Source organism: Rhodopirellula sp. J20-39 (genome assembly GCF_057365095.1).
The window spans coordinates 5,021,633-5,033,966 of record NZ_CP195123.1; the positions used below are offsets into that span (position 1 = coordinate 5,021,633).

Consider the following 12,334-nt stretch of genomic DNA (forward strand, 5'->3'; position numbering starts at 1 on the left):
TGACAACCCAACAACGAAACCCGTTTTGGATTCGGCTTCTCAGGTATCAATTCGATTCAACGGGTGTCAACGCTGTTTCGCATGATTCTGGAAACGATCAATCTGCTCATGAAGGTGCCACTGTCCGGGATCGTCCAACACACAGCCTTTTTCGATCAGCAAGGCCTGATCCTTGCGTCCCATACGGGCCAAGATTTCAGCCAATGTATCGCGATAAATGGCGCTGTCCGGCTCCATTCGCACTGCTTTTCGCGACAATTCGAGGATCGTGGGTAATTCGAAATCATTCACCGCCGCAGCCCAGGCCACGTTGTTTGCTATCATCGCATCGTTCGGAAATACCCTCAGATGCTCGGCGGCAACTTCGACGACGCCAGCAAGAAAAAGATCTGCAATTTTTCCCAAGCCCAGTCGCCGGAGTTCCGGCATGATGGATTCGCCTGTCGTGATGTCGACGGAATCAAACCGCTGAAGCTGCTCAACGAGTTTCACGATTTCCTGCGTCGACCCCGGTTCGGGATCTTCCTCGGCCCCTCGACCGTTCCCTGGCAACGTACTGCCGATCGCCAAATCCTTCGCCCGCATCGTTGCGGCCCGCTCCGCCAAGGCGACCTCCAAACGCTCCCGAGCGATCATCTGCGGGTAAACCAAATACAGCCGAGCACGGTAATCGAATGACGAAAGCGTTCCGGCGAACGCGAGATCAAACCAATGAATTGCGTCCCTCCGTAACTCTCGCTCGTATTGTCCCACCGCTTCAGCCGCCCGGGTTTCAATCGCGGATTCCGTATGTTCGACCTCGTGCTCGGTTGCCTCGGTGGCAAACCCTTGGTAGCTGCGCGAGATATCTAACAAAGACTGCGTTTCGTCTGAATTGATGGCCGTCATCATCAACAACGACTGATAGATCGCATGAGCCTCTTCCCATTGGCCCAAGTCCGCAAGCAGGTCCGCAATGCCTTGTCGCAAATCAGTCGACGGTGTGCAGGCCATTGCACGCAACTCGTCTAACAGACGACTTGCCGTCGCCACATCGCCACGGTCTCTCGCCAGCCGCACCTGACCAGCAACTGCTTCGACGCCGGACGTCACATCATCGGTATATCGCGAATCCACATCGCTCTGCGGCGACGAAACAATGCCCCAAATCGCTTCGAAAGCCTCTTCGAGTGATTCATCCGAAGCCGACGGATCGCTCAATCGGTAGTCCTGTGCGAGGGCCAACATCGATTCAACATCTCCCGACCTCGCACGACTGCGCAAAATCGGCTCGGCTAGGTCGCGGCGACCGTAAGCCAAAAACAGATCGCTCCAAATTCGACGCGGTGGATCCACAAACGCCAAAAGCTGCGGATCGCTGGACACTTCCTTACGAAGCGAACCGTCTCGCAAACGCTGATACAAAATCGGGATCCAATCTCCATGCTTTTGCCGATCGATGACATCCGCTCGCGAGATTTCACAAGCGATCAGGAACGATTCACGAGGCGACTGACTTGGATCTTCCAGACGTACCAATGACGACAAAATCATCAATGCCTGATAATCCTCGACTGTGGTAACACGTGCTACCAAGCTTTGGCTTACCAAGGTTGGTTCCGATTCCCATTCGCGAAACGCCAGTTCGAACATCCAGTCGGTTTTGTTGGTCATCAACAACGTCAACAAAACATAGTCACGAATCAGGTAAGTGCCCGCTCGGGAGCCGCGCTTGCACGACAGATCTTCCTGAGACAACTTTTCGGCGATTCGCCAGGCCGCGTCATCGCGTCCGACGGAGAGCAACAGACGCATCAACGCCAGCAACGATTCCACCTTCGGCTCCAATCCCGATGGAACCCGCATGCTTGCTCGGCTCGCAACGTCACTATCTTCTGACGTCATCGCCTCGAACAGCTCATGCTGACGACGGACCGCATCATCGATCCACGATTCAAGTTGCGTGTCGATTTGGCGGGCATCAAACCCGACCAGCTCAATCGCATCGTCCCACCGCGACGCCGCCGAGGCTATCAACGCGGCATCCGCCGGATCGGTTTGGACCACCCAGGCGATCGCTTCGTCGACGTACCCATGGATCAACAAAGTTCGCCACGCAAGTTTCTGCACATCTTCTGGTAACGCGATGTCACCCAACTCGCTTTCCGCCTGCTCACTTTCGACGGAGCCTTTATCTTCCGGAGGGTCTTCGGTGGATTCATCCGCATCAGAACTAGCCGTTTGCAAATCGGCCCCTGCGTATGAAAGCCCCGAGACGGCTTGGGATATTAGGTTTGAATTGCCGGCTCGCCAAGCACCGATCAACGTGTCCGACCAATATCGAATTTCACTCGCTCGCAAGTCCTGCGGTGATTCGCTGCGGTTGGCCCACGGATCTGGCTTTTTCGGACCAGCCGAATTGTCTTCGGCACTGGATAGCTGCGTTCGAATTTTGGTCGCCGCCGCGGCCGACTCAGTCGCCATCGTTTGCCATTCGGATTGCAACATACGTACGACACGAACTAGCGAGTTAGTCCGAGTCGACGTCTTGTCGCTTCCCTGCACGCCGGCTCGTCTAATGAACTTAGTCTTTCCTTGCGATAACTCGTCAGCCCGCTGAGCTTCCGCAATCGCCGCCTCGCTATCGCCGTCCAGCAGATTCAATAGACATCGCGTTTCAGCGGCGGCGGCCGGATCCCAGGACTCCCAAGACAGTGGTGACAATTCCACGTCCGATGCGGACGAAACATAAGCTGCCCAATCCCGTCGACATATCACCGTCTCTTTCGTCGTCGCCGCACGATCAAGAAACCGCAGCAAATCCAATTGACGTCCTGATTCGATGGCACGCCGAGCATAAACTGGAAACCTTAAGTCCAATATCATCGCGACGCGGTTGGCAATTGCCTCAAACTCCAGCGTCCCCTCCGCTTCCTGCATCGCAATTGTTGCCGAACCAAACTCCGCGGACTCGAGCAACAACTCGATCGCCTCGACGGGTGTCAATTGAGCGAGCGATTGCTTCAGGCCGGGTTCGGTATCCACCAAGATGCCGCGCCGCCACCGATCGACCACCCAACGAGCACGCTCTGCGGTCTCCAGCTCGCTACTACGCAAGGCTTCAAGAACTAACCGCCGATAGCGATCACGGTTCTGCCACAATTCAATCGTCGAGCGGCCACGAATCGAAAATTCCGTATCGCCCAACATTCCTGGCTCTAATTGAGCGTTCGCATCCGATTGGGCCTCACCGCCAAGTTGTGTACCGGATTGAGTCCCAGGACGACTACCTGGAACCTGCATCACCAGACCATTTCGGGGCGATGATACCGCTGGTGGTTCGCCAGGTCGCACCTCCGCCGCGGCCAGTTGATAACTAGTAATCAAGCCAAGCAGTGCAAGAAGATACAAGCCGATGCACGTTCTCGTTTGCAGGGTCGCGACTCGACATCTCGCCGAACTAGCCATCATCGAGAGGTTCGCAAGTGGGGTCGTCATATTGTCACTAAAAACAAGGCACCGAAAAACGGATCACAAAGACGAGCTGAAATTGGCATAGCCGTTACTCGCCCCACATGATGATTAGAAGTCCCTCAACTTACTCAGATCGAATGTCGCTAAGCCTGGTTTGATATTCCTGCAACCCGTGCAGTGCGTGATATAGAACGCCGCACTCTAAATCGATTTCGCGACAAGCTTCCAACAACTCACAAATCCGGGTTACCGAACGCCCCACCCAATCGGACTGCAGGGTCTCATCGTCAGCGGCGAGTGCTAGAAATTCTAACACATGTCCCGTCGTGCCGAGCTGTTCTGACAAATCCCTCGCCCATCCCGGACGATGCAAATAGGCCAGTGAATAAGAACCATCAGGATTTTGATTCCTTCGAGCGTCTTCGATCGAAGCCGCAATTTGCTGCTCCGCCATCTGCCAAACGCCATTGATCGGCTTCCCTTCGGCCCGCCGTTTCGACAAAGCCATCGCGATGGCATTCAGACGATGGGTGCCGCCACAAACACTTTCGGGGATGGATTGGTTCAGCTCCACTTCCAACAACAATTCCAACGAATAGCTGTTGCCGTCCCGAGCCGCCCACACATGGTCGGTGTCACGAAAAGCGAGCAAGCCGATCAACGTCCAACTGAATTCTTCTTCCAAGTTCAACGGGATATCAAACTCGGTTTGACGCACGACATCACTGATTCGAAACGACCGCCCGTCGACCATGACTGGATCGTCAAGCGACAAGTCGGATTGAGCCAAGATCGCCAGCCACTGATCGCGGTGCCCCTGGCCCGTTTTCGTGCTGGGGGCGAATTCAAATCGCAGCCCCGTCGTCGGCCCTGTTAAACCATCGTCTGTGTTATCAACGCGACTGTTCAACGAGGGCAATGAATCACCGGGCGACGGTTCAAAGCCTTCTAAAGACCCGCCTTGCAACAGGTACTCAACGGCTGGTTGGGTTCCCGAAGGCGTCTCCACTTGAAAATCTTGCCCGTAGGCGAGGATCCCGTGCAACACCTGCCACGCGCCCTGTTCGGTGACATCCAACCGTCGATTTTGCAAGTTGTCCCGCAGGGCTCGATTCACTCGCGCGGCCAAACCATCTAAGCGACGGTCGCTAGATTGGCTAACGCTAGAATCGCCGGTCGCACTCTCACGATTGCTCGCGGACGGTTCGCTTGCAGGGCGTTCAGTTGACGAGCGGCTCAAAACCGGATCTTCCGTCGAAGGCTGTCCAGATGTAGGACAACCCGACAGGCCTAAGCTTGTTGCCACGATGATGCTTCCCATCGCAGCACGAAATTTTCTTGATCGCATCGCCAGCGACCTAGTTATCAATGCAAGTTTCCAAGAAACGAGCGAGTTTGTGGAAATCGGAGTTCTGTTCGATGAAACGAACTTTGGTCACCAAGGTTTGCGGATCGACCAACTCTTCGAAAGGCACGAAGTGCAAATCAAATTGTCCGGAAACCGACACCATCACGCCATTAAGCTTTTCTTCCACCAACCCACGATAGGCACCAACACCTAACTGCGAACCGAGCATCACGTCGTAGGCCTGAGGTGGTGCACAACGCGACTCGTAGCCCAATTGCAAACCGTTGACCTTACGTTTCCGGCCCGTTCGCTCCGTGTAACGTTCGGCGATCAGTCCCGAGATCAACGAGGACAAGTTGATCGATGAAATGTTGATGTGACCGTGGTCATCGCGGCTGACGCCTTCGAGATACTTCGCCGGCAAGAATTCCGCCATGCCTTCGGCAATCACAATCGTGCCGTACTGGCGACCTTCCCGTTCGCGAGCAAGCATCATGTCAACCATCCGGTCGATCACTCGATCAACCGCCATGACCTTCCGTGTTTCGTTTGTATTTGCGTTGACAAGCTCTTCTTCGGCCAGCGGCCCGGTGATGTCTTCAACACTTAGTACCATGCTGGCTTCACCGGCAATGGCGGCACCGTATGCAAGCCATCCGGCGCTGCGTCCCATCGCTTCGCACAAGAAGTACGCACGTCCGGCGGCAGCGTCAAAGTTCAGGTTGCGGATTTCTTCGGCTAGCGTTTCGACAGCGGTGAAGAAGCCGAACGTGAAGTCGATACCGGAGTAATCGTTGTCGATTGTTTTGGGCAGGTGAATGACAGGGAACCGCCGTGCATCGCCTGGCAAATTGTCCTGAAACATCTTCAACTTGTTGGCAGTCTTGAGCGTGTCGTCGCCACCAATCGAGATCAACGCATCGATTTCCAGCGAGCACAGGCCTTCGTAAACTCGCCGCAGCGGAGCAACCAGCTCCGGATCTTTTAAGTGCTCAGGAGCATTGACGTGCTTACCAGGATTGGTCCGGGCGGTGCCGATCATGATGCCACGACTGCTGCGAGCGTGGGTCAGCGTGTCGTGCGTAAAACGGATGTAGTCGTCGCCTTCACGCAACGGCCCCGCCGCGGTGTATTCGGCCAAGCGGCTGTAGCCGTGTTTGATTCCGAAAACCTGGGCACCTTCTTCAAGAAACGAGAAAGCCGCCGTACTGATGACCGCATTGGCAGCCGGGGCAGGGCCACCAGCAAACAAAATGGCAACGCGTTTGATGTCCAAGTTGTGATGAGCCAGATCTGCCACAGTACACTTCGAAAAATGAGGGAGGAGTCGTGAGTTTTACGGATGAGTCGCCATTCTAAGCAAATGCATCACTACGCCAAGGTAACCGATTTGACGACACTCCAGATGTGCCCAAATTTGGCGATTTGCGACACCCCCCACACTGGATTCTGGCACGCCGTAAATGCGTCTTTAGCTAACTCTCAAACCCCGTGATTTCGCCATATTGCCACGCGGCATCACGGGTCAGCCCGAATAGGTTTGCTCACCTACCCAGATAGCTCGCTAGCGGCCCCCAAAGAAGGATATGAACTCCGCTCGTACCCCCGATGCCCTCGCAAAAGACAATCGCCGCTTCAATCTCACCGAAACTTCATGGTTTTTGAAGCTTCATAGATTTTTAAGGTAGCTGATACTCTGGACCAATTCGTTGACCGCGGTCTCCGCCGCCATATCCGAGCGGCCCACCACAAACGGACCGCGATAGGGGATGTCCTCGAGTTGTCCCAACATTGACGGGAAATCGGCTGTCCCCTGACCAATGGGCACCGCCACGCCGCGTCCCGCAGCCAGATCGACCACTCCGTCGACCGCATTGACGATTCGAATTCGGTCACCCAGGGCCGCAATCGCATCGCTAACGCTGTGACGATTGATGATCAATTGCCCCGGATTCAGTGCGACCGCGATATAGGATTCCGCACTCGTGTCAATCAACTGGGCCAGATACTCGCCCGGTTCCGTCCCGGTTTCGGCAGCGAAAAACGCCCCCACTTTCGCTCCGAATCGACCTAAATCATCCAGAACCGATCGCATCGTGTCCCATCGCGGATCGACGGACTCGGCTCCTCCCGCTCCGCCGGCTGCGTGCATTCCCGACGACTGAGCCCCAGACGATAACGAAACCGATGACGCCCAGGCGGCCGCCTGTTCGATGCTCAAGCCCTCCGGCGGCATCTCTCCAGCGATCATCGGCGACGAACTCGCGCCCGATCCACCGGAACGCAACGATTTCGGCGGCTTGGGAACCGGCCCAATTTGGTTGACGACCAACGGAGCCCCCAGGCGGTAGGCGGTCCGCATTGCTTGTTTGGTGGCATCGATCCGGCGGTCTAATTCCTGGATCCGATCAAAGCCGTGCTGGGTCGGAAAGCGAATCGATGCAATTTGCAAACCCAGATCATCCAGAATTTTCCGCAAGGTTCGCACCCCCGTGTCCGATAATTCAGATACGTCGATGAGTCGTCGTCCGCAAAGTTCGACGCTGCTCGCCCCCATGGCGCGAGCTTGCATCAGAACACGACGAAGAGACGCGGCATTGGGGCGGACGCCGGGAATCGAATCGAGTCGCACGGCGATCTTAATTTCAGCCATTGTTTCATTCCTATTCGAACGATGGATTGGACGTTTGACGAACGTCTTGGTAAGTCCATCGCAAGACCTTCACGTTCGAGCCACCATGTTTCCGAGTTTGCACGCATGCAACAAGTGCCCTGAATCGGGAAACGGTTGTCTAACGCCAGGATTCTTCTCGGCCGAACTTGCTGACGGGTCAGCGAACCGCCCCGCACTTTGCACCCCCGCACGAACACCCCGTTTCGGCCTAGCACATACCGGCCCAATCCGGGCGGTGATGATTCTGCTTTGTGGAATTTGGGTGTCCATTATGCCTTTGCCTGGCATCGGCGAAATAGCCGGCACGCAACTGCTTGCGGCGCCCGCCCCCCAAAGCTCCAGCGGTTCGCAATCTCGCAAAGCAGATTCCAACGACAATAGTAGTAAGTCAACTAAGAACACGGCTCCCAACAGCCTTGCTGTCGAAACCTCCACACGGCAACCTCGCAATCATCGTCCCACGATCAATCCGCCCAACGGCGTGATTGAAAAGATTGGTCCCGCGGGTCTAAGAACCTATCAATGGAATTTTTCTCGGATCAGCGACAAAGATTTCGATCAATGGCCGGATGACTTCGAGCGGCATTTTGCCAGCGGCTATCCGGAATACGTTCAAATCGACATCCAAGCCAAAGACCGCGATTTCGAAAAGCAAATCCTCGGCGTGGACACTGCAATGGTCCTACGCTGGCCCGCCTTTCGCCGGTTTGTTCGTTCCATCACTCCAGATGCGGACCTGCCGCCGCTGCCGCCATCGCTGGCTGACTATCTCGTTGACCGCTGTCTGGAAGTTCGCCTCGACGGTGGTAAAGCTCGCGTCACGTCGCCGAAGCTGCCCACCAAGTCTGCGTTCCAGTACCACTTCAGTGTGGATGTCAAAACCGAAAAATTGAAACACGACCTGGCCTTCGCCGAAATCCATTTCAGCGACGCCGACGGCAAACATCTGATGACCGCTCGGACTCCCAGCGTCACGCAAACCCGTGGCTGGCAAACGATCGCGATTGAACATCTCGTTCCACCGGTTGGCGCAGCCTCGATGAAGGTTTCGCTGAACGTTTCAAGTGACGCTGACGGTCTTCAAGACATCCATGGGATCGTCGCTTGGGACAACATCTCGTTTCGCCAATATCCGCAAATGCGGATTGATACGGACCGACCGTTCGGGGTCTACCGCAACGGCGACAGCATCGAGACCAGGACATCGGTTTTGGGGCTGAGCAATGACATGACCGAGATCGACGATTCGATCGACCTGCTTTTACGGTTACTGGATCACGATGGTCGTGAACTACGAAGCATCAAGAAAACAGTTGAAACCTATTCGGACGCGTCTGAACTTGATTTGGCCCGAGCATCGAGTGACCACCGGCGTTCGTCACAAGGAATGGAACGCGAAGTCGAGGTCAATTGGAGACTCAATGGTCTCACCCCAGGGTTCTATCGTGTGACCGCAGCGATGGGCGATCACCGAGACGCCTCGTTGGCCGCCGAGACTACGTTCGCGGTCATTGACCGACTGACCGACGACGTGCGTGAATGGTCACCGGAAAGCGACAACGAAGAAAACTCGCCACTGCGCAGCTTCGGTGTGTCCAACCTCATACTCGATTCACTTCCCTTCGGATGGACGCTGCCTCCGGGAACGGTTACCGGATACCAAAACGGAAAGTATTCCGGCCGCATGATCGCCGGCTGGCTACGAGATCTCGGAGTCGGATACGCTCGTATTCCTGCCTGGTTCCTTCCTGATGACACTCAGCGTGCTGACTCCGTTGGTCGACTCGCCTTTCGTTTCAAAGATCATGCGATCGAACCGGTTGGGCTTCTTGAAGAACCGCCGCAAGCCGCTCAAGAGCACTACCGCCTTCGCGAACGCGGCGAGACCGGGGTCGCTGCCTACTTGCACGAGCCTGCGGTTTGGCGAAGCCAACTTGATGCGATCATGAACCGGATGACGTTCCGAATCACCAAATGGCAACTCGGTCGCGACGATGACTTCAGTTTTCAAAACCGAGGCGAATTGACAGCCAAGGTCAACGAAATCGCGTCCGGGCTGCAGGGATTCGGACAACCACTCGAAGTCGTGATTCCCTGGCCATGGATGGACACGCCACCGGTAGTCAGTGGCGAATCCTGGAAGGGGGTTTGTCGACATACCAATCAGCAACTGACCGCTCAAGAACTCGACGCCATGCTGGACCAAGAAGCCATTGCCCGAAGCCAAGGCTATCCGTCGGCCAACGGCGACACTTGGATGACGATCAACCCTTTACCACGCGCACAATACACTCGCGATGCTCGCATCACGGACTTGGTCTTACGCATGGCCACGTCACGCGGACATAAGATCGAAGCCGCATTCGTCGGTAACCCTCGTTCACCCACATCCGGTTTGTTGACCGACAACGGGCATCCAGACGAGCTGTTGCTGCCTTGGCGAACGGCAAGTCTGCTTCTGGGCCGCGCTCGCAACATCGGATCCCTGCGACTGCAAAACGATTCTCACAACATCATCTTCCGCGGTTCGCATACGTCCGTGTTGATGGTTTGGTCCAGCACGCCACAGGTTGAACGACTTTACTTGGGCGATGGCGTCTACCAGGTCGATGTTTGGGGACGCCGTTCGCAAGTCCCAACCGAAACGGTCAACGGGCGAATGGTGCATCGCGTCGAAGCCGGACCGCTGCCAACGTTCTATGTGAAAATCGATCCAGCACTGGCTGAATTTCGCATGTCAGTGTCCATCGTTCAAAAGCGAATCGATGCCCTGTTAGGCAAAGAACAAAACGTCTCGGTGCAGTACACCAACCCGGTGCGTCAAATGCTCAGCGGCAGTGTGGCGTTTCGAACACCGCCACAGTGGACAATCTTGCCGCCGGTCCATTCGATGGATTTAAGTCCTAACGCGACAGAGACGAGCGACTTTTCAGTCGTGTTGGGCAACAACGCGACGATCGGCGATTTCGAAATTCCCATCGACTTCGAATTTGCGACTTCGCCGCCCACCTACATTCGCGTCTATCGAGACCTGCATGTAGGACCGGACGGTTTTGACTTGGACGTCTCCACCCGACTGATCGGTGACACCATTCGTGTCAAAATCGAAATGACCAACCACACCAATCGGCGTGCAAATTTCGACTGTCTGATCTTCGCCGGCAGCGAACGACAATATGAACGCCGGATCATGTCAATGAATCCCGGCGAAACCGTTTACCGAAACGTGGATTGGCCCAACGGCCAGGATTTGATCGGAAAGCAATTGCTGATGCGTGCAATCGAGGAAGACGGCGACCGCGTGATCAACCATGCTTTCGACGTGACCCGCTGACGCGGAAAACCAGCTTTCTTGACCGGTCGCGTTGATTGGCCGCGTTGACAACACACGTAGAATGTTAGTGGAAAGCTGACTTGCCAGCTTTAATTGTCCGAGTCGGCCTTTGTTGGTCCGAGCCGGCGAACCGGCCAAAGGTACGGAAAAACGGCCTGATCGCTTCCGCTGCCGAATGTCAAATTGGCTGGCATACCCATCGAGGGCACTTCCCTTTACATTTTGGGCTCCCCCCACAATGAAATAGCCAGCCTTTTGATCTTAGATACGGTCTGTGACGATGGATTCACGAATTGCCTCTTCTGAATGTCGCGACGAGGCAAGCCACCATCTTTCGGACCAATCGGGATATCGGGGAAAAGAACCGGCTCGCTCGGAGCGGCCGATCGATCCGCCAGGTATCGGCAATTCAGCCGGCACGGACAATCCGGGAAGCCCTCAAGCTGGCGAAGTCGCCGCGACCGCGATGACTCGGGTATACCACCCGATCGCCAACGGATTAAGGGCGGTCGACGCCAGACTCCACCGCGAATTGCAATCCAGATACGAAGCTCTCGTGCCGGTTCTTCGTCACGGCACCCAACTCGGCGGCAAACGATTGCGTCCCGCATTGCTGTTGCTTTCCGGAATCGCAGCGGCGTCTTCGCAAACATGTCCGGGCGACGAAAGTTCTTCGCCAACGGTTCTGCCTGAGCCACCGCTGACCGAAGATCACATCGTGATGGCGACCGTTGTCGAAATGGTTCATACGGCGACGCTCGTCCACGACGACGTCTTAGACAATGCCGACACTCGCCGGCATGTCGCGACAATTAACGCACGCTGGAACAACGACACCAGCATCCTGCTAGGCGACTATCTGTTTGCGCAAAGCTTCTATTTGGCGGCGACGCTCCCATCCACGCTGGCTTGCCGCTGGGTCGGACAAGCGGCCCAGGCGGTTTGCGAAGGTGAACTGCGTCAAGTGCTCGGACGGGACTGGCTCGACATCGACGAAGAAACCTACCTCGATATGATCCGCGGGAAGACCGCCGAGCTAACTCGCGTGTCGTGCCAACTCGGTGCCAATTTGAGCGGCGCCGACGAAGCCACCGTCGCGGCGTTCGGCACCTACGGGAACGATCTAGGCATCGCCTTTCAAATCGCTGACGACTACCTCGATCTATGGGGTGACGACAGCGAAGTCGGCAAAACCCTTGGCACGGACTTGCTGCAAGGCAAGATCACACTGCCGCTGATTCGGTTGCTCCGACACGACGACGCGGCAATCGCCAGCCAAGCTTACGAAGCATTGCAAGCCGAACCCGATCAACGCCTCAACAAAATCCGTCCGCTACTGGCCCAGAGTGACGCTGCCGACTACACCCGCAAAGTCGCCGACCGCTTTCGTTGCAGTGCAATCGAAGCGATCCAAAAACTTCCCGCTTCCCCCGCACTCGAATCGCTGATCAACATCGCCAACTTCTCAGTCGATCGGCGTTTCTAGTTGCATCTCGTTTGAACGTATGAAGTGCGGTTAATTGCG

Annotated in this window: 6 protein-coding genes; 2 read left to right on the forward strand and 4 right to left on the reverse strand. The window is 55.9% G+C overall.

Features of this window, described 5'->3' with window-relative positions; genetic code table 11:
* Window positions 1–66: 66 nt before the first annotated feature.
* The 4 genes from ACR3ZL_RS18165 to ACR3ZL_RS18180 form a co-directional block, all read right to left on the reverse strand.
* Window positions 67–3,450: an O-linked GlcNAc transferase gene (locus ACR3ZL_RS18165; protein WP_486172852.1), complete on the reverse strand. Its 3,384-nt coding sequence runs from the start codon at window positions 3,448–3,450 to the stop codon at window positions 67–69.
* A gap of 127 nt (window positions 3,451–3,577) precedes the next feature.
* A complete protein-coding gene (locus tag ACR3ZL_RS18170; protein WP_486172853.1) occupies window positions 3,578–4,693 on the reverse strand; it encodes a hypothetical protein in 1,116 nt (371 codons plus the stop codon).
* 118 nt (window positions 4,694–4,811) lie between these two features.
* Window positions 4,812–6,101, reverse strand: coding sequence for a 6-phosphofructokinase (locus tag ACR3ZL_RS18175; RefSeq protein ID WP_473651693.1), 1,290 nt, complete (start codon window positions 6,099–6,101; stop codon window positions 4,812–4,814).
* Window positions 6,102–6,470: 369 nt separating this feature from the next.
* A complete protein-coding gene (locus ACR3ZL_RS18180) occupies window positions 6,471–7,454 on the reverse strand; it encodes a sugar phosphate isomerase/epimerase family protein (protein ID WP_473651692.1) in 984 nt (327 codons plus the stop codon).
* 283 nt (window positions 7,455–7,737) lie between these two features.
* On the opposite strand from ACR3ZL_RS18180, the gene ACR3ZL_RS18185 reads away from it, so the two are divergent.
* Both ACR3ZL_RS18185 and ACR3ZL_RS18190 read left to right on the forward strand, forming a co-directional pair.
* Window positions 7,738–10,809 (forward strand): COG1470 family protein, encoded by a 3,072-nt coding sequence (locus ACR3ZL_RS18185; RefSeq protein WP_473651691.1) that lies wholly within the window; start codon window positions 7,738–7,740, stop codon window positions 10,807–10,809.
* A gap of 466 nt (window positions 10,810–11,275) precedes the next feature.
* Window positions 11,276–12,295: a polyprenyl synthetase family protein gene (locus tag ACR3ZL_RS18190; protein WP_473653523.1), complete on the forward strand. Its 1,020-nt coding sequence runs from the start codon at window positions 11,276–11,278 to the stop codon at window positions 12,293–12,295.
* The last annotated feature ends 39 nt before the right edge of the window (window positions 12,296–12,334 follow it).

Excerpts from the sequence above, each read along its gene's own strand:
- ACR3ZL_RS18165 (WP_486172852.1), bottom strand. The coding sequence starts at position 3,450 with ATGATGGCTAGTTCGGCGAGATGTCGAGTCGCGACCCTGCAAACGAGA.
- ACR3ZL_RS18180 (WP_473651692.1), bottom strand. The coding sequence starts at position 7,454 with ATGGCTGAAATTAAGATCGCCGTGCGACTCGATTCGATTCCCGGCGTC.
- ACR3ZL_RS18190 (WP_473653523.1), top strand. The coding sequence starts at position 11,276 with ATGACTCGGGTATACCACCCGATCGCCAACGGATTAAGGGCGGTCGAC.